Genomic DNA, 17,090 nt, shown 5'->3' on the forward strand with positions numbered 1-17,090 from the left:
AAGGGAGGGCCGCCAGATAAAACCGACCAGCCAAACCAATGTCACATTGGCTTTATCTTTCGTGCAGATCATTCCCTCCGCCGGAAACATGCGCTAAACAGCACCCGGCTTTTTCCAGAGGTATTTCCATGTCCGCATCAGAGAGCGAAATCCAGGCAGACCTTCTCGCCAAGGCACTGCCCTATATGCAGCGCTACGAGAACAAGACGATTGTCGTCAAATATGGCGGCCACGCCATGGGCAATCCCGAGCTCGGCAAGGCGTTTGCCGCGGATATCGCGCTCCTGAAGCAGTCGGGTGTCAACCCGATCGTCGTCCACGGCGGCGGCCCGCAGATCGGCGCGATGCTGACCAAGATGGGCATCGAATCGAAATTCGAAGGCGGCCTGCGCGTCACCGATGCCAAGACCGTCGAGATCGTCGAAATGGTGCTGGCCGGCTCGATCAACAAGGAGATCGTCGCGCTGATCAACCAGACCGGCGAATGGGCCATCGGGCTCTGCGGCAAGGACGGCAACATGGTCTTTGCCGAAAAGGCCAAGAAGACCGTCAAGGACCCGGATTCCAACATCGAGCGCGTGCTCGACCTCGGCTTCGTCGGCGAGATCGTCGAAGTCGACCGCACCCTGCTCGATCTGCTCGCCCGCTCCGAAATGATCCCGGTCATTGCCCCGGTCGCGCCCGGCCGCGACGGCCATACCTACAACATCAACGCCGACACCTTCGCCGGTGCCATCGCCGGTGCGCTGAACGCCACCCGCCTGCTCTTCCTCACCGACGTTCCCGGCGTGCTCGACAAAAACGGCGAGCTGATCAAGGAACTCTCCGTCGTCCAGGCGCATGCGCTGATCAAGGACGGCACGATCTCCGGCGGCATGATCCCCAAGGTCGAAACCTGCATCGACGCCATCAAGGCCGGCGTCCAGGGCGTCGTCATCCTCAACGGCAAGACCGCCCATTCCGTGCTTCTGGAAATCTTCACGGAACAGGGCGCGGGAACGCTGATCGTTCCTTAAAGGAGATGAGAGGCAGCGCGGCCCCCGAGCCGCGTTGGCTACGATGGACCTTTCCACCCCTGATACCCCGGCGTCTTTTTTTTGACAGGCGCAAACCAACACCACCGTCATCCTCGCCCTTGTGGCGGGGATCCAGCGACCCGACGTCCGTCGGGTCAAAAGACTCTTTAAGCCCAAGGACTTGGGCTTGCTGGATTCCTGTGACGAGCACAGGAATGACGGAAAGTGAGTTGTCCGCAGCAGCCATTTCGGCCCCGCGTGGAGTGCGAACACCCCTGTTAGCGACGCTGATAAACGTTACCCGCCTCGACCTTCAGCCATTCAATCATCGCCCTATACGGCCCCGGTCCGTAGCTGACACGAGCGACGCCGAGGCCGGCGAGCGTCTGCACATCCGGCACGCCCGGCCGCATCATGATGTTGACCGGCAGCGCGACGGCCTCGCAGACTCTTCCGATCAAATCCGGGTTCGACAATCCCGGCACGAAGAAACCACTGGCGCCGGCCTCGGCATAGGCCGCTCCCCGCTCGATCGCCTCCTCCACCAGCAGCGGATGCCGGGCGGGGTCGGAGACCTTCAGGAACAGATCGGTGCGGGCATTGATGAAGAAGGGCACGCCCCTCTGGTCGGCCGTCGCCCGGATCGCCTTGATCCGCGCTGCCTGCGCCTCGAGCGTGTGCAGCCCGCTGCCGCCGACCACCTGGTCCTCGAAATTGATTCCGATGGCGCCGACGTCGATCACCCGCCCGACATTCAGCGCCGCCTCGGCGGCGGCGTCGGCGTAGCCGCCTTCAAAGTCGATCGACACAGGCAGATCGGTTGCTGCGACGATGGCGCGGGCGATATCGACGAGCTGCAACAGTGGAATTTCCTGGCCGTCGCCATAACCGTTGGCAGCCGCCACTGACCAGCTTCCTGTCGCCAGCGCCTTGGCACCCGCCTCCGCTACGGCCTTGGCTGTGCCGGCATCCCAGATATTGTAGAGCACCACCGGATCGCCCTTGCGGTGCAGTTGCGCGAACGCCCTTGCCTTCTCCACCTGGTTCATCGTTTTTCCTCCGAAAACAATCCCAGTGGACTTCATGCCGCAAAAGCCACTGCTTGCGCCAGAGGCGACCGTCAGATTTCGCGGGTCTGTTGGGTCAAACCACCAGCAGCATGACGACGCCGAGAACGATCAGCAGGCAGCCGATCACCTCCAGCCGGTTGATCCATTCGCGGAAGATGAAGACGGCCGAGGCGAAGGTGAACAGCATCTCCACCTGCGCCACCACCTTGACGATCGCCGCCTGCTGCAGCGTCATCGCCATGAACCAGCCGAAGGAGGCCGAGGCGCCGGCAAAACCGACCAGAAGGCCCGGCCGCCAGGCGGTAATCACCCGCTTCAACTGCTCCGGTTCTCGCAGCAATATCCAGGCAAGCATCGTCACCGTCTGCAGCAGAATGACGAAGCCCAGCGTAAAGCTCGCCTGCATGACGAAATCCGGCTGCGGCAGGCTGGGCGCCAGCGCCAGCGAGGCAGAGCGGTAGGACACCGCCGACAGGCCGAAGAAAGTGCCGGACAGAAGACCGACCCCAGCCGTTCGCGTGAAGACCGACGTCACCAGCGATTTGACGCTGAGCGGCGTGCGCGCCACCGAAATGATCATCACGCCGACGACCGAGATCGCAATCGCGATCAGCGTTCCCCGGCTTGCCGTCTCGCCAAGGAAAATCAGCCCGAAAACAGCCGCCTGCGCCGGCTCCGTGCGCGAATAGGCCGTGCCGACCGCGAAATTGCGAAAGGAAAACAGATGCACCAAAAGGAAGGTGGCGACGATCTGCGACATCCCGCCGACCACCGCCCAGAGGAAGAAATGCCCGTCCGGCACCGGCAATGGCCGATCGAAGCCGCGCCAGAGGATCGCGAGATAGAGGAGCGCAAAGGGCACGCCATAACCGAAGCGCACGAAGGTCGCCCCGGTCGTTCCCATGACGCCTTTCAGGTGTTTCTGCATGGCGGAGCGGATGTTCTGCAGAAAGGCAGCCGCGACGGTGATGAGGATCCAAGTTTGCATGGCTGCGGGCTAGCACGCAGGTCCGGACATTGCCAAGTACGGCGGGCGACTAAAGACGGCTCAGCCTGAATTTTCCTGAATCGCCGGCGCGGGCTCGGCCTGCCTGAATGTCAGCGACGGGACGTCCTCCTCGAATTTCTTCACGCGCTGGTCGTAGTCCGGCGAAACGGTGCCCAGCACGCGATCCCAGAAGGAGAAATAGTTGCCGTAATTGTACCGGAATCCCGAATGGTGCTGGTCGTGGAAGGTCGTGCACAACAACGGCGACGGGTAACGCGCCGTCGATGAGGCAAAATACTCGAATCCGCAGTGGCCGAACATGCCGTTGAAATGCTCGAACAGTCTTTGTCCCACCAGAATGGCCGGCGGGAACGGGACGACGAAGACGATGACGGCCGAAAAACTCTGCAGTAGAAAATTATCCAGCACATCCTCCGAATAGGTGCTCCAGATCGTCGGCGCGACACTTTTATGGTGAAGTGCGTGCAGCGGGTAGAGCCATTTCGTGTGCAGCAGCCGGTGCATGAAATAGAACCAGGTGTCGTAGAGGAACATGACGAGGATGAAGAGCGGCACCGCCGCCCACCAGTTGAAGGCCCAGGGCGCCGGCGCCCAGCCTTTTTGCTGGGCGTAGAGGCCGATCGTCACCGGCAGGCAGGCGCTGAACATCGAAGCCAGGCTCTGGCGGATTTCCGCCTTGCGGCGTTTGCCGGAGCCGCGCCCCTTCTGGATCTTCCGCTCCGGATTGCGGTCGTTGACCCAGGTCAGGCCGTAGCCGAGGGCGAAATAGGTAACGACTGTCGTGGCGTAGAATCCGAACAGAAATGCAAGATAGAAGACTTCATCCGACATCGGTATCAGCAGCTCCCGAACCAAAATCGCCCCGGCCGGGAACGTGCCACATCCTTTCCGCAATTCAAAGTGGAAATGCACGCAGGCACGACAAAGCCATTTCCTCGCCACAGTTGCCATGCCATAAGGCCTCATGGCCTCCATCGACAGACTTTGATCCGGGAAATCTCGATGCCTGACCTGCACTATGAAGACCCCTTGCTGGCGGACCTCTACGATCTCGACAGCGGCTGGTCGATCGACCGGGATTTCTATCTGGCGCTGGCCGGCAAGGAGCCGAAGCGCATTCTCGATCTAGGCTGCGGCACCGGGCTGCTCAGCGACGCCTATGCCGCTTTGGGCCACGCTGTCACCGGCGTCGATCCGGCGAAAGCCATGCTCGACGTCGCACGACAAAAACCCAATGGCGCGCGGATCGAATGGGTGCAATCGCCAGCGCAGGCGTTCCGCTGCGAGCAGCAATTCGACCTGATCATCATGACCGGCAACGCCTTTCAGGTGTTCCTCGAAGATGAGGACATCCTTGCGACCTTCGCAACGATGCGAAGGCACCTTGCTCCGGACGGCATGATTGCGTTTGAAACCCGCAACCCCGCAATAGACTGGCCAGCACTCTGGAACAGGGATACCGATCTCGACATTGGCGGGCGCGCCATTCGCCAGTCCCGCCGGATCCTGAAGACAAGAAACAGCCGCGTCTCGTTTGAAACCCGCTATGCGCTCGCTGAGCGAACGCTTGTCTCCACGAGCGAACTGCTTTTCCTGTCGCGCCCGGAGATCGAAGAGCGCCTGAACGCATCAGGCCTGCGCGCCGAAACCGTCTACGGAGATTGGCAGCACGAGCCATTCGACGAGGCCGTGTCGCACGAAATGGTCTTCATCGTCAGGGCCGCCTGACCACGCGCGGCACATTTCCCGTTTGCGTCCGCTGCTGCTCGTGGCATAAGGCGCCCATGACACAGCTCGATCGCCTGCCGACCAAAGCCGACTTCGCCCATGTGACGGACTGGGTGTTCGACCTCGACAACACGCTCTATCCGCACAGCGTCAATCTGTTCTCGCAGATCGACAGCAACATGACGGCCTATGTGGCGGCCTTGCTGATGATGGAGCCGGCGGAAGCCAGGGTCCTGCAGAAGCAATATTACCGGGATCACGGCACGACGCTACAGGGCCTGATGATCCATCACGGCATCGACCCGAACGACTTCCTCGAAAAGGCGCATGCGATCGACTATTCCGTCGTACCCGCCGATCCGGCGCTTGGCGACGCCATTCGCGCTTTACCGGGGCGTAAGTTCATCTTTACCAATGGCAGCATCAAGCATGCCGAGATGACGGCGCGGGCGCTCGGCATCCTCGATCATTTCGATGATATCTTCGACATCGTCGCGGCGGACTATGTGCCAAAGCCGGCCGGCGATACCTATCACAAGTTCATGAGCCTGCACCGGGTCGATACCCGCAATGCCGTCATGTTCGAGGACCTGCCGCGCAACCTCATCGTGCCGAAGGCGCTCGGCATGACAACCGTATTGCTGGTGCCGCGCAATTTCGAATACGAATTCGCCGAGGCCTGGGAAAAGACATCCGACGGCGACGCCCAGGTCGACTACGTCACCGAGGATCTGACGGGTTTTCTCACGCGGCTTGTTTCTGAAGGTTGAGCTCGCGTAACGAAACACAATTTCGACACGGAAAAATCCCTTTTTGATCAAAGGGTTATATTACCAAAAATTAACTGGTCATCCGGCCGGACCGGTCTATCCTCCTTTCAGGCACCATGATCGCTGAAAGGATTTTGACATGCGGAAGAACACGCTCATTCTCGGAGCCGTCGCAGCCAGCCTTGCCCTCACAAGCCTTGCCGCCCCGACATTCGCCGCCCGGCAGCGGCCGACGCCGGAACAGCGCGCCGAGTGGATGATGAAGCGCCTCGATGCCAATGGCGACAAGAAGGTGTCGCTTGAGGAAATCCAGGCCCGCGCATCCGAAGCCTTCAGGAGCTTCGATGCCGACGGCAACGGCCAGGTGACGCGCGACGAGATCGAGGCCAAGCGCCAGGCCTTCCGCGAAGCCCGCAAGGAATGGCGCGCCGCCAGGGACAAGACCGGCGCGGAACAGACCGCCGCCATGGGGAAGCTGAGAGAAATGCGCCCGGTGATGCTGCCCGGCATGCGCCCGCGCGTGTTCGCCACGGCTGACACGGACAAGAACGGCTCGCTCAGCCTTGCCGAGGTTTCCGAACAGGCCGGAAAAATGTTCAAGCGCCGCGACAAGAATGGCGACGGCTTCATCGACGCGTCTGATTTCACCCGCAAGATCTGACGTTGAAAAGGCCCGGCGCCAGCAGCATCGGGCACGGGCCCCATGCCCAGGTCGGCTGAGCCGACGGAAGACTATTCCTTCCCCTCATACCCGCCCTTGTGGCGGCTATCCGGCGCGCCCAAGTCCCTGGGTGCAAAAGACTCTTTTCACGAGGCCGGGAGCTGGCGATCTATCCTACCGAACGCCGGATGCCATCGGCACCTTCTTGGGGTCGATCGTCTGATAGAACTTCGCGATGATCTCCCAGGCCTCGTCCGCCGTTTCGACAAACCGGAGGAGGTCGATATCATTGGGCGCGATCGTGCCGAATTCGGCCAGCGCCTCGAAATCGATGATCTTGCGCCAGAATTTCTCACCGAACAGGATGAGCGGCACCAGCGCCAAGCGGCCTGTCTGCATCAGCGTGATCGTCTCGAACAGTTCATCCAGCGTGCCGAAGCCGCCCGGAAACACCACGACCGCCTTGGCGCGCAGCAGGAAGTGCATCTTGCGGATGGCGAAATAGTGGAAGTTGAAGGAAAGTTCCGGCGTTACGAAGCGGTTCGGCGCCTGCTCGTGCGGCAGCACGATGTTGAGGCCGATCGAGGGCGCGCCGATTTCGGCCGCGCCGCGGTTTCCCGCCTCCATCACGCCCGGCCCGCCGCCGGTGATGACGACATATTCCGTGTAGCCCGACTCCGCCGAATGCTGCGAACACAGCTTCGAAAACTTCCGAGCCTCTTCATAGTAGATCGACGCGGCCGTCAGGTTCTTGCGCTGCGTCTCGTTCCTCGCCGCCCAGGCGTCGCCGCCGGGTTCGGGAATGCGCGCGCCGCCGAACATCACGATCGTCGAATTGATACCGCGCTCGGAGAGGACCATTTCGGGCTTTAGAAGCTCGAGTTGCAGCCGCACGGGGCGCAGTTCCTCACGGGACAGAAAATCGTCGTCCGTATAGGCGAGCCTGTAGGAGGGCGACATCGATTGCGGCGTCTGCGGCACGCCTGCTGCCCGCACCCGCGCCTGCCGGCTGTCGACCAGCGGATCCCAGACCCCGTCCTTGCGCCGCAAATTCCGCTTTTTCATTCTTGCCATATCACACTTTCCTGCCGCAAACCGGCAGCCTTTCATCGCTGCCGAATGCTCCTTCGAACATACGGGGCGCTACGATCAAATCACCGCAGCCATTCCCGTGACATACACCTTCATCCATCGCCGACCGCAACCGAAAAGGCTTCAATTTTTCGGGATCATGCTCTAGAGCATGTTCACGATAGACGCCGAAGTTTAAGGAATTCCGATGACGAACCATGATCTCGCTTCCCTGTCCCAGACCATCGACACGGCTTACGACAATCGCGACAGCATCACCACCTCCACCAGGGGCGAAGTGCGCAACGCCGTCGACGCCGCGCTCAACCTGCTCGATGGCGGCAAGGTGCGGGTGGCCGAGCGCGGCGCGGACGGCAACTGGACCGTCAATCAGTGGCTGAAAAAGGCGGTCCTTCTCTCCTTCCGCCTCAACCCGATGGAAATCATCAAGGGCGGCCCCGGCGAAGCCGCCTGGTGGGACAAGGTGCCCTCCAAGTTCGACGGCTGGAGCGTCAACGAGTTCGAAAAGGCAGGCTTCCGCGCCGTGCCCAACGCCATCGTCCGTCGCTCGGCCTATATCGCCCCGAATGCCATCCTGATGCCGTCCTTCGTCAATCTCGGCGCCTATGTCGGCGAAGGCACGATGGTCGATACCTGGGCGACGGTCGGTTCCTGCGCCCAGATCGGCAAAAATGTGCACCTCTCCGGCGGCGTCGGCATCGGCGGCGTGCTGGAGCCGATGCAGGCCGGCCCGACGATCATCGAGGACAACTGCTTCATCGGCGCCCGCTCGGAAGTCGTCGAAGGCTGCATCGTGCGCGAGGGCTCGGTGCTCGGCATGGGCGTCTTCATCGGCAAGTCGACCAAGATCGTCGACCGCGCCACCGGCGAAGTCACCTATGGCGAAGTGCCGCCCTATTCGGTCGTCGTTGCCGGTTCCATGCCGTCCGGCAATGCGACCATGGCAAACGGCCAGCCTGCGCCGAACCTCTACTGCGCCGTCATCGTCAAGCGCGTCGATGAAAAGACCCGTTCCAAGACCGGCATCAACGAACTGTTGCGGGACTGAGCTATGCCTGCGGAGGGGCAGAAGACCATGCAATGGCTGTTCTTCAGCCCCTCCGGCCGCCTCAGCCGGCTGCCCTATTTCCTCGGCTGGCTGTTCTGGGTGGCGATCAGCGGCTTCGTGCTGACGCGCATGTTCGCCAATGAGGGAAACGACATTGCGCTCGCGCTCTGGACGCTGATCCTTGTTGTCACCGGTCTCGTCTCCACCGCGTCGGTCGTCATGCTGACGATCAAACGCCTGCACGATGTCGGCTATCCCGGCCCGCTCGCCATCTGCCTGTTCATTCCGGTCTTGAGCCCTGTCGTCTTCATCACGCTCTGTCTCTGGCCGGGAAAGCCGGGAGCCAATGAATACGGGCCGTGAAAAGGCCTTATTGCAACGGCATCCGGAAGGTGAAGCAGGTTTCCTCCGGCGTGGAGGACACCGAAAGCCTGCCCCTGTGCGCCTTGGCGATTTCCGAGGCGATGTAGAGCCCGAGACCCAACCCCTGCAGATTTGCCTTGGCTGAGGCGCGCACGAAGGGCTTAAACAAGTCCTTGACGACCGTTTCCGGAACCGGCTCCCCCGCATTTGCTACCGCAAGCTCGAAGCGATTGCCCACAATTGCAGAGCGAACCCGGATGGGTGTCTCCGGGTCGCCATGTGTCAGCGCGTTGGCGAGCAGGTTGGACAGAAGCTGGCCGATCCGGCCCTCGTCGCAGCGCACCAGCGCCTCGGTAAAATCAGCCTCGATCGTCCGCCCGGGATTGGCCATTCGAAGTTCCGCGACCACCTGCTCCATCACCGGCTTCAGCGGAACCCGGTCGGCCTGCTCCACGGGGATGCCGCCGCCGAGCCTGCCGCGGGCGAAATCGAGCACATTGTCGATCAGGCCGGACATGCGCGAAATGCTGCTCTGCATCAGCCCGAGCACGGTCTTGCCCTTCTCGTCCTCGACTAAACGCTGCAGCATGCGCGTGCCGGCATCGAGCGAGGCCAGCGGATTGCGCAGATCGTGCCCCAGCACGGCAATGAACTGCTCGCGCAATTCGCTGCCCTGCCGCTCCTGGTCGATGCGGTCATGGGTATCGAGATGAAAGGCGATCAGATTGGCGAAGAGCTGGAACATGCCGATGGTTTCCGGCCTGTTCAGTCTGCGCGGCACGGTATCGATGGCGCAGAGCGTGCCGAAGAAGGAACCATCGGCCAGCGTGATCGGCACGGAAATATAGCTCTGCAGGCCGTAGATCGCCGGTGTGTGGTGACTGGAATAGACCGGGTCGTCGGCGACGTTGTCAATGATCACCGCCTGCCGGTGTTCCCGGATCTCGTTGCAGATGGTCGTCTCGATCTTCAGTTCTCCGCCGGCCTCGAGCCCGAAGGCGATTTCATCGCGAACGCTGCAGGCGATCCACCGGTCTGCCGTCACCCGCGCCACCGCCGCAAAGCGCATGCCGGTCGTCTTGCAGACGACATCAAGGATGGTCGGCACGGCATGGATTTGCGCGATGGCGTCGACGGCAGCGATGGGTTCGTTCAATGCACGACTTTCGATCGACAGATATTTTCGGATCCCTTGTATGTCGGTGCATTACCGCCAGGATGCAAGCTTCCGCCTGAAAGACCCCGTAAACTGCGGTTCTACGGCATCATGCCTTCGGCTCGAACGGCTGCGGGCGCCGGGCGGCGCTCTGCCGCTCGAGCATCCAGCCGGGATATTCCGGCGGCAATGCGCTGACCGCATCAAGCCGTGCGAGATCGTCGGCGTCGAGCTTCAGCTTCACCGCCTTCAGGTTCTCTTCCAGTTGCTCCACCCGCTTGGCGCCGATGATGACGCTGGTGACGAAGGGTTTGGAGAGGATATAGGCGAGCGCGACTTCGGCGACGCTGGCATCGTGCTCGGCCGCGATTTCGCGCATGGCCGCAACGCATTCCCAGGCGCGGTCCTTGTCGACCGGCGGGAAATCGAAAGTCGCCCGGCGCCCCTCGCCATTGCCCGGCGCACCCGGACCGTATTTGCCGGAAAGCAGCCCGCCTGCCAGCGGCGACCAGACCATCAGCCCCATCTTCTCCTCGTTGAGCAGCGGCACGATGTCCCGCTCGAGGTCACGCCCGGCGATCGAATAATAGGCCTGCAGGCTTTCGAACCGGGCATAGCCCTTGCGCTCGGAAACGCCGAGCGCCTTGGCGATCTTCCAGGCTTGCCAGTTGGAGACGCCGGCGTATCGCACGAGCCCACGCGACACCAGATCGTCCAGCGCCCGGAGCGTCTCGTCGATCGGCGTGACCGTATCGGTCGCATGGATCTGGTAGAGATCGATATGATCCATCTGCAGCCGCTCGAGGCTCGCCTCGACCGAATCCATGATGTGCCCGCGCGAGGCGCCGCGATCGTTCGGCCCCGCGCCCATCTGGCCATAGACCTTGGTGGCGATCACCACATCCGTGCGCTTGACCCCGAGATTGCGCAGCGACTGCCCGAGCAGCCGTTCCGAATCGCCGAAGGAATAGACATCAGCCGTATCGATGAAATTGACGCCCGCTGCCAGAGATTTCTCGACGATCCGGTCGGCTGCATCCTGGTCGACGTCGGCGATCGCGCCCCAGAAGTCGCCATCGGCCGCGCCGAAGGTCATCGTCCCCAGGCAGATCTCCGAAACGAACAGGCCGGTATTGCCAAGCTGATTGTATCGCATGGTGTGTCTCCGTGTGTTTTTCAAAGAATTCATAAGGTGGGAGGGCCCGGCGTTGCGGGCGCTGACGGAATAAAATGTAGGGAGCGGAAGGCAATTTTCCAGCGCGGCCGACGCGAATTTACAAGGCAGCAGCTGGCTCGCTATACCGCAGCTTTGTCGGAAAACCGCATGACGACCTCGAAACCGTCCTTCCGCCCCGTCGCCGGCGAAAGGATCTCGAAGCGAACGTTCATCTGCTGCAGCAGCCGTTCGGCGATCGACAGGCCGAGGCCGGAACCGGGAGACAGAGTGGCGCCGCGGCCGAACCGCTTGCGGATGATTGCAAGTTCAGCCGGGGCGAGCGGCACGGCACCGTTGACGATCCGCATCACGCCGCCCTTCTCCAGCCGGACAACCACCGGCTCCTCGGCCCGGCCGTGCAGCAGGGCGTTCTCGATCAGGTTGCGCAGGACGATGGCAAAGGCGTCCTCGCTGTAGGGACCCTCCAGCCTGGCACCCTCCTCCCGCTCGAAACGCAGCCTTGATGAGGCTTGATCGCCGCGCTCAAAATCGATCAGCACCAGTTCGAGAACGCGGGCCAGATCAACGTTCGTGCTGCCCGCACCGATCCCCGCCTCGGCGCGGGCCAGCTGTAGCAATTTTTCGGCCGTATGGCCGAGATTGATGAGCGAGGCTTCGATCTGCTGGGCCCGGCGCTTCTTCGGTCCGTCAAGCTCGGCGATCAGCATCTGCGTCTGCGCCAGCGCGCCAGCGATCGGCGTGCGCAGTTCATGCGCGCTGTTTGCCGCAAACTCCCGCTCGGCGTCGAAGGCCGCCTGCAGGCGTGTCAGGAGATGGTTGACGGAGCGGGCGATCGGCTGGAGCTCGCGCGGCAGCATGCGCGATGGCACAGGCGCCATGTTGCCGCCGTCCTTCTCCTCGATCGCCCTTCGCAGGTCATCGACCGGCGCCAGCGTCCGGCGGACGATCAACCAGATCAGGCCGATGCTGACGGGAATGAGCACCAGCACCGGCAGGAAAAGCGCCATGCCGCCTTCGGTGATCGCCTCGTTCCGGTTTGCCATCGCATCCGCCACCTGCACGAAGACCGTGCCGTCGCCAGCGCTCGCGGTATAAAACTGGAAGTCGTCGTTTCCCCAGAAGCCGCGCTTCAGCGGCGCTTCGAACGGTTCCACCGGCGCATCATGCGAGCGGATAAGAACATGGCCTTGCGTATCGCGGACCTGATAGACGAGATACTCGTCGCCGATGTCTTCGGCCTGTCGCCGAAGATGCTGCGGCGACAAAGGCCCCTGCCGGCGCTTGAGGTCATCGAGGACGAGCGGCAACAGCCGTTCGGCCGTTTCCTGCAGCGAACCGTCGAAGAACTCGCCGAATTCATCCTGCATGACGGAAATGCCGAGGCCGGCGGCGATCAGCCAGAAGGCGGTGGTAGCACCCGTCAGCCAGAGGATCAGCCGCCGCGTCATGCTTTGCCGGCTTGCTCTTTGCTGCGTCACGCCGATGCTCCGATCTTGTAGCCGACGCCGCGCACCGTCACCACGTGATCCCTGCCGAGCTTCTTGCGCAGGCGGCTGACATAGACCTCCACCGTGTTGCTTTCGATCTCCGAACCGAAGGCATAGAGCGCCTCCTCGATCTGGGCCTTGGAGATGATGGCACCGGGCCGGGCAAGCAACGTGTCGAGCACAGCCCATTCGCGGCCGGAGAGACCCACTTCCTCGCCATCGGCAAACACGCGCCGGTCGACCGGGCTGATCGTCACGTCGCCGAAGCGGATCTCCGGCGAAATATTGCCGCCGTAGCGGCGGATGACCGCGAGCATGCGGGCGCTGAGTTCGCCGAGATCGAAGGGTTTGACGAGGTAATCGTCGGCGCCGCTGTTCAAGCCTTCGATCCGGTCGGAAATCTGGTCGTGCGCCGTGAGGATGATGACGGGCGTTGCCGTAGCCGCCGCCCGCAGTTCCCTCAATAGGGCAATACCGCTGCCATCCGGCAGCCGCAGGTCGAGGAGAATGAGCCCATAGGTAACGGTGCGCAGCGAGACGCGCGCATCCTCAAGCGTCTTCATCCAGTCGACGGCGTGATCGGCCGCCGCGACATGATCGCGGACCGCCTCGCCCAGAATGATGTTGTCCTCGACAAGCAGAATGCGCAAGCCGCTGGTCCTTCTTTCGGTCAGCTTCCCCCGCATTCTTATTTCCTCTTTGGGTTTTCCCGTCAAACGGCTTCGCTTGGCGCGACGAAACGTCCGCTATTCGGGCAGGGAGAGCGGACGCCGAATTCGGATCATATGGCCCGCCGGTTACGAAGCCGCACCAGTCCGGCAGGACGACAGGACGTCGAGCGCCGGGTCGTAGACCCTGGTGGCGACATTCATCATGCCGAGGACCGTGTGGAAGAGGTTGTCGTGGGACTTCGGTTCGCCGGTCTTTCCGGCAACGCATGACTGCTCGATGCCGGCCTTTGCCTCGCGGCCGAGCCAGAGGACGAAGGGAATATGCGTCTGCTGGGAGGGGGCGATGAAATAGGGAGCGCCATGCAGATAAAGCCCATGCTCGCCCAGCGATTCGCCGTGGTCGGACATGTAGATCATCGAACCGGCCATCCGGTTCTCGCGGTTCTTCAGCTTGTCGATGATCGTCGAGAGAACGTGGTCGGTATAGAGCACGGTGTTGTCATAGGCGTTGACGATCTCGCCGCGGCTGCAATTGCCGAGTTCCGAGGTGCGGCAATCCGGCGTGAAACGTCGGAAGGCATCGGGATAACGCTGGAAATAGGACGGCCCGTGGCTGCCGATCTGATGAAGCACCAGCACGCTGTCACTCTTCACCGCGTCCAGCCAGGCATCGAGGCCGGCAAGAAGCACGTCGTCGCGGCATTCGTGATTGATGCAGAAGCGGGGATCGTTCCGGTCCGAAAACGAGGTATAGGCGATGCGATTGGCGATCGCCTTGCTGCCGGTATTGTTGTCCCACCATTCCGCCTTGATGCCGGCATGCGTCAGCACGTCGACGAGGTTTTCGGTCTCCAGGCCCTTTTCATGGGTGTATTCGCCACGGGTATAGACCGAGAACATGCACGGCAGCGAAACGGCGGTTGCCGTGCCGCAGCTCGAGGTTTCCTTGAAATAGCTGATGTCCTGGCGCGACAGTTCCGGATTGGTCAGCCGCGAATAACCGCCAAGCGAGAAATCGTCCGCCCGCGCGGTTTCGCCGGCAACGATGATGGTGACCCGCGGTTTGCCGGAAACGGTCGGCGCGATCACATGCGCATCCGTTCCGAGCGGCTGGGCGACGATGTTCTTTTCTGCGCCGCTGGCCTTCAGATAGCGCGCGACGCTGGCGATCGGCGTCACCGGGTTCAGCGTCTCGACGAGATCGCGGTGTTGCCGGATCGTGGCGGCAAAGGTGCGGACATTGGCAAGTGCTGCGGCGGTGAACACCGCAAGGCAAGGCAGGATCACCACGAGATTCCAGAAAACCTTCTGGGCGATCGGCCGGTGGCGGATGCGCACCAGCGCGATCACCACGGACGGCACAAGGGCAAACACGGTCATGTGGGTCAGGAACCCGGCCGTCACCAGATGGCCGGCCTCCGAGCCCGTCGTCTCGGCCGCGTTGCGGATCATGTCGAGGTCGATGATGGTGCCGTACTTGTCCATGAACCACGAGGCGGTCGCGGCGCTTGTGACCAGAAAGATGAACAGCGGCTTGGTCAGATATTTGACCGAGACGGTGACGCACAGCGCCGTAAACAGCGCAGTGAGCCCGATGCAGAGCAGGATCAAACCGAAACTCGGCAGGCCGAGGTAAGTCACCGCCTTTCCCCAGAATGTGCCGTTGGTCACGAAGAGGAGATAGAGGGCGACCACCACGCTCAGCGTCGCACTGCCGATTGCCGGCCGCGCCAGCCGCGGCGCCGTTGCCGGAAGGGTTTCGAAAGCCATCAATCATCTCCTGCTTCATCACACGAGTGGATCCACGGGAGCGCTGATACGCACGCAAGATTTGCCTGGCGCTGCGCGTCAGCGGCGTCTCCACGGCGGACATCTGGGCCGGTTTTCTGACAGGAACCTGAATGGGGAATAAGCGGGATAAGGACATGCCGGGCGACGGCGCGCGGCAGGAGAGTGTCGGCCGTCAACGTTCAGCCTGCTGTCAGGATTGCCCGGCAGACTGCTGCGGATACGGGAGATTATTGTTTGAAAGCGCGTCGAATTCCTCTGGGGCTGCTCTACGTCGCCATTCTCATCCTCATCGTTATAACGATCCCGCTCGCCCAATTTGCCGAACGGCAGTCGATGACAATCAACCACAAGCAATCGACAGCACTTACGGTCCGCCTCGATCAAATGAAGATGTAGCGCAAGGGTCCACTATTGCGGGCAGCTCGTCTGCGTTGGCGCGCTTTGCGCCAGTCGGTAGGAACTGCCTCCAATACTGGCCTGTGGCCTAAGACTGGCGTTCGCGCGCCGTCGCGGCAACGTCGAGAAAGCGATTGAAACTGCCCCTGCGAACAACCGCTCTTCGTCTGGCCGTAACCACGACTACTGCCGCCACCTTGATCCCGAGAATTGCCAGTGAGAGACCAGCGGAAGACCGCGCAGGCGAACCCCGGTTCAACTTTTCACACTGTACCAAGGCCAGCTCTGCTTCAGGGCGGCTGGCGTTTTCCAAGCTACTGCATAATTCCTTAAATCGGAATCGATTTAGGGATAAAATTATGCAAAAGTTTCAAAGTGCTACAGCGTCCTTTGCGCGTCATGTTTGACGCGCGGCGCTGTAGCGGTCAGGAGAGGACAGGCTAGGATGTCGCAATGACGGACACCGCACGTGCCACTTGGGACCTGGCTGCAAGACGTCTCGCCGGCCCCTTTGCACTTGGCCTGAAGGCATCCTATTATTCCAGAAGGGTGGTAGGCGGGTCGGGGGGTATTGAATGTCGGCACTGCCTTTCTCGAAGCTTTCGGCGCCGCTCAACGCTCTCATCGCTGCGATTGGGCTCATGGCGGTAGCTGCGCTCACGATACCGGATATGGCCGGACGAACCAGGCTCACTTTGGAGGTCCTGCTCGCCGGCATCTGGGTCGTCTATTGCCTGCAACTGATCGAGACGCTGATTACCCAGCGGACGAGAGGCGTTCGGGACAGGATGCCGGCAATCGCCGTCGATGTACTCGCCGTCTTGGTCCCTCTCGCCGCTTTCCTGCTCGACGGCACGCGCGACCAGAGCCTCTACTGCGCCATCTGGCTGCTCAAGCCGCTGCGCGATTCGACCTTCTTCCGGCTGATGGGCAGGGTCCTCACCAACGAGGCGCGCAACCTGATCGGCGTTACTTCGGTCTTCGGCATCGTTCTGTTCGGTGCGGCACTTGCGGCCTATATCATCGAGCGCGACGTCCAGCCGGACAAGTTCGGCAGCATCCCCCAGGCGATGTGGTGGGCGGTGGTCACGCTGTCGACCACCGGCTATGGCGACGTTACTCCGCAAAGCTTCATCGGCCGGGTCCTTGCCGGGCTGATCATGATGTGCGGCATCGGCATATTTGCGCTCTGGGCCGGCATCCTTGCCACCGGCTTCTACGAAGAAGTCCGGCGCCAGGACTTCGTGCGCACTTGGCAGCTGGTTGCAGCCGTGCCGCTGTTCCAGAGGCTTGGCTCGGCCGCTCTGGTCGAGATCGTGCGAGCGCTGAGACCTCGCGTCGTGCCGGCCGGCACCGTCATCTGCCGCAAGGGCGAGACCGGCGACCGGATGTTCTTCATCGTCGAGGGCCGCGTCAGTGTCGCGACTCCGAACCCGGTAGAGCTTGGTTCCGGCAGCTTCTTCGGCGAGATGGCGCTGATCACCGGCGAGCCCCGCTCGGCAACCGTCAGCGCCGTGACTGAGGTCTCGCTTCTGTCGCTGTACTCGGTGGATTTCCAGATGCTGTCTAAAAGCAGTCCGGAGATCGCGGACATCATCCGCAAGACCGCACTCGAGCGGCGCGGCGCGCCACCGAAGGCCTGACGGGCTGCCCCG

The 17,090-nt window shown here is 62.0% G+C and carries 17 protein-coding genes; 8 read left to right on the forward strand and 9 right to left on the reverse strand.

Translation table 11 applies throughout. The features are described 5' to 3' along the window. Nucleotides 1–128: 128 nt before the first annotated feature. Nucleotides 129–1,016 (forward strand): acetylglutamate kinase, encoded by an 888-nt coding sequence (argB, locus tag ACSQ3F_RS03980; protein ID WP_436099030.1) that lies wholly within the window; start codon nucleotides 129–131, stop codon nucleotides 1,014–1,016. A gap of 278 nt (nucleotides 1,017–1,294) precedes the next feature. Here the strand turns inward: argB and ACSQ3F_RS03985 are convergent, their stop codons facing one another. The 3 genes from ACSQ3F_RS03985 to ACSQ3F_RS03995 all read right to left on the reverse strand — a co-directional run bounded on the left by ACSQ3F_RS03985 (nucleotide 1,295) and on the right by ACSQ3F_RS03995 (nucleotide 3,926). Then, nucleotides 1,295–2,065, reverse strand: coding sequence for an isocitrate lyase/PEP mutase family protein (locus tag ACSQ3F_RS03985; RefSeq protein ID WP_436099031.1), 771 nt, complete (start codon nucleotides 2,063–2,065; stop codon nucleotides 1,295–1,297). Nucleotides 2,066–2,159: 94 nt separating this feature from the next. Beyond that, nucleotides 2,160–3,074 carry an EamA family transporter gene (locus tag ACSQ3F_RS03990; protein WP_436099032.1) on the reverse strand — a complete coding sequence of 305 codons (915 nt, stop codon included), beginning with the start codon at nucleotides 3,072–3,074 and terminating at the stop codon, nucleotides 2,160–2,162. A gap of 60 nt (nucleotides 3,075–3,134) precedes the next feature. Next, nucleotides 3,135–3,926: a sterol desaturase family protein gene (locus ACSQ3F_RS03995; protein WP_436099033.1), complete on the reverse strand. Its 792-nt coding sequence runs from the start codon at nucleotides 3,924–3,926 to the stop codon at nucleotides 3,135–3,137. 171 nt (nucleotides 3,927–4,097) lie between these two features. On the opposite strand from ACSQ3F_RS03995, the gene ACSQ3F_RS04000 reads away from it, so the two are divergent. The 3 genes from ACSQ3F_RS04000 to ACSQ3F_RS04010 all read left to right on the forward strand — a co-directional run bounded on the left by ACSQ3F_RS04000 (nucleotide 4,098) and on the right by ACSQ3F_RS04010 (nucleotide 6,254). Beyond that, nucleotides 4,098–4,823, forward strand: coding sequence for a class I SAM-dependent methyltransferase (locus tag ACSQ3F_RS04000; RefSeq protein WP_436099034.1), 726 nt, complete (start codon nucleotides 4,098–4,100; stop codon nucleotides 4,821–4,823). A gap of 56 nt (nucleotides 4,824–4,879) precedes the next feature. After that, on the forward strand, nucleotides 4,880–5,593 hold the full coding sequence (locus ACSQ3F_RS04005) for a pyrimidine 5'-nucleotidase (RefSeq protein WP_436099035.1): 714 nt from the start codon (nucleotides 4,880–4,882) through the stop codon (nucleotides 5,591–5,593). A gap of 139 nt (nucleotides 5,594–5,732) precedes the next feature. Further along, entirely contained in the window at nucleotides 5,733–6,254 is a 522-nt protein-coding gene (locus ACSQ3F_RS04010; RefSeq protein ID WP_436099036.1) for an EF-hand domain-containing protein, read from the forward strand. Between the two features lie 174 nt (nucleotides 6,255–6,428). Here the strand turns inward: ACSQ3F_RS04010 and ACSQ3F_RS04015 are convergent, their stop codons facing one another. Then, nucleotides 6,429–7,328 carry an LOG family protein gene (locus ACSQ3F_RS04015; RefSeq protein ID WP_436099037.1) on the reverse strand — a complete coding sequence of 300 codons (900 nt, stop codon included), beginning with the start codon at nucleotides 7,326–7,328 and terminating at the stop codon, nucleotides 6,429–6,431. 205 nt (nucleotides 7,329–7,533) lie between these two features. Between ACSQ3F_RS04015 and dapD the strand changes: the two genes are divergently transcribed. Together dapD and ACSQ3F_RS04025 are read left to right on the forward strand one after the other, a co-directional pair. Continuing rightward, nucleotides 7,534–8,394, forward strand: coding sequence for a 2,3,4,5-tetrahydropyridine-2,6-dicarboxylate N-succinyltransferase (gene dapD / locus ACSQ3F_RS04020; RefSeq protein WP_436099038.1), 861 nt, complete (start codon nucleotides 7,534–7,536; stop codon nucleotides 8,392–8,394). Nucleotides 8,395–8,397: 3 nt separating this feature from the next. Continuing rightward, nucleotides 8,398–8,757, forward strand: a complete 360-nt coding sequence (locus ACSQ3F_RS04025) for a DUF805 domain-containing protein (RefSeq protein WP_436099039.1) — start codon at nucleotides 8,398–8,400, stop codon at nucleotides 8,755–8,757. Between the two features lie 7 nt (nucleotides 8,758–8,764). On the opposite strand, the gene ACSQ3F_RS04030 is transcribed toward ACSQ3F_RS04025, so the two are convergent. The 5 genes from ACSQ3F_RS04030 to ACSQ3F_RS04050 form a co-directional block, all read right to left on the reverse strand. Then, complete coding sequence (locus ACSQ3F_RS04030; protein WP_436099040.1) at nucleotides 8,765–9,913, reverse strand: GAF domain-containing sensor histidine kinase; 1,149 nt, start codon at nucleotides 9,911–9,913, stop codon at nucleotides 8,765–8,767. A gap of 109 nt (nucleotides 9,914–10,022) precedes the next feature. After that, nucleotides 10,023–11,069, reverse strand: coding sequence for an aldo/keto reductase (locus ACSQ3F_RS04035; RefSeq protein ID WP_436099041.1), 1,047 nt, complete (start codon nucleotides 11,067–11,069; stop codon nucleotides 10,023–10,025). 140 nt (nucleotides 11,070–11,209) lie between these two features. Beyond that, nucleotides 11,210–12,538, reverse strand: a complete 1,329-nt coding sequence (locus tag ACSQ3F_RS04040; RefSeq protein WP_436102031.1) for a histidine kinase dimerization/phospho-acceptor domain-containing protein — start codon at nucleotides 12,536–12,538, stop codon at nucleotides 11,210–11,212. Between the two features lie 26 nt (nucleotides 12,539–12,564). After that, entirely contained in the window at nucleotides 12,565–13,227 is a 663-nt protein-coding gene (locus ACSQ3F_RS04045) for a response regulator transcription factor (RefSeq protein ID WP_436099042.1), read from the reverse strand. A gap of 147 nt (nucleotides 13,228–13,374) precedes the next feature. After that, the gene (locus ACSQ3F_RS04050; protein ID WP_436099043.1) at nucleotides 13,375–15,018 is read right to left on the reverse strand and encodes a phosphoethanolamine transferase; all 1,644 of its coding nucleotides are present in this window, start codon (nucleotides 15,016–15,018) and stop codon (nucleotides 13,375–13,377) included. Between the two features lie 255 nt (nucleotides 15,019–15,273). On the opposite strand from ACSQ3F_RS04050, the gene ACSQ3F_RS04055 reads away from it, so the two are divergent. After that, nucleotides 15,274–15,435 (forward strand): hypothetical protein, encoded by a 162-nt coding sequence (locus tag ACSQ3F_RS04055; RefSeq protein ID WP_436099044.1) that lies wholly within the window; start codon nucleotides 15,274–15,276, stop codon nucleotides 15,433–15,435. A 575-nt stretch (nucleotides 15,436–16,010) separates the two neighbouring features. Beyond that, complete coding sequence (locus tag ACSQ3F_RS04060; RefSeq protein ID WP_436099045.1) at nucleotides 16,011–17,078, forward strand: cyclic nucleotide-gated ion channel; 1,068 nt, start codon at nucleotides 16,011–16,013, stop codon at nucleotides 17,076–17,078. Nucleotides 17,079–17,090 lie beyond the last annotated feature (12 nt).

It is taken from the genome of Pararhizobium sp. LjRoot238 (assembly GCF_964252955.1).
In the GTDB taxonomy this organism is placed as follows: Bacteria; Pseudomonadota; Alphaproteobacteria; order Rhizobiales; family Rhizobiaceae; genus Pararhizobium.

What these genes read in the sequence shown, in the direction of transcription:
- ACSQ3F_RS04000 (WP_436099034.1), top strand. Translation starts at nt 4,098, where the DNA reads ATGCCTGACCTGCACTATGAAGACCCCTTGCTGGCGGACCTCTACGAT.
- ACSQ3F_RS04035 (WP_436099041.1), bottom strand. Translation starts at nt 11,069, where the DNA reads ATGCGATACAATCAGCTTGGCAATACCGGCCTGTTCGTTTCGGAGATC.
- ACSQ3F_RS04005 (WP_436099035.1), top strand. Translation starts at nt 4,880, where the DNA reads ATGACACAGCTCGATCGCCTGCCGACCAAAGCCGACTTCGCCCATGTG.
- ACSQ3F_RS04050 (WP_436099043.1), bottom strand. Translation starts at nt 15,018, where the DNA reads ATGGCTTTCGAAACCCTTCCGGCAACGGCGCCGCGGCTGGCGCGGCCG.
- ACSQ3F_RS03995 (WP_436099033.1), bottom strand. Translation starts at nt 3,926, where the DNA reads ATGTCGGATGAAGTCTTCTATCTTGCATTTCTGTTCGGATTCTACGCC.
- dapD (WP_436099038.1), top strand. Translation starts at nt 7,534, where the DNA reads ATGACGAACCATGATCTCGCTTCCCTGTCCCAGACCATCGACACGGCT.
- ACSQ3F_RS04060 (WP_436099045.1), top strand. Translation starts at nt 16,011, where the DNA reads ATGTCGGCACTGCCTTTCTCGAAGCTTTCGGCGCCGCTCAACGCTCTC.
- ACSQ3F_RS04015 (WP_436099037.1), bottom strand. Translation starts at nt 7,328, where the DNA reads ATGGCAAGAATGAAAAAGCGGAATTTGCGGCGCAAGGACGGGGTCTGG.
- ACSQ3F_RS03990 (WP_436099032.1), bottom strand. Translation starts at nt 3,074, where the DNA reads ATGCAAACTTGGATCCTCATCACCGTCGCGGCTGCCTTTCTGCAGAAC.
- ACSQ3F_RS04025 (WP_436099039.1), top strand. Translation starts at nt 8,398, where the DNA reads ATGCCTGCGGAGGGGCAGAAGACCATGCAATGGCTGTTCTTCAGCCCC.
- ACSQ3F_RS04040 (WP_436102031.1), bottom strand. Translation starts at nt 12,538, where the DNA reads ATGACGCGGCGGCTGATCCTCTGGCTGACGGGTGCTACCACCGCCTTC.
- ACSQ3F_RS03985 (WP_436099031.1), bottom strand. Translation starts at nt 2,065, where the DNA reads ATGAACCAGGTGGAGAAGGCAAGGGCGTTCGCGCAACTGCACCGCAAG.
- ACSQ3F_RS04010 (WP_436099036.1), top strand. Translation starts at nt 5,733, where the DNA reads ATGCGGAAGAACACGCTCATTCTCGGAGCCGTCGCAGCCAGCCTTGCC.
- argB (WP_436099030.1), top strand. Translation starts at nt 129, where the DNA reads ATGTCCGCATCAGAGAGCGAAATCCAGGCAGACCTTCTCGCCAAGGCA.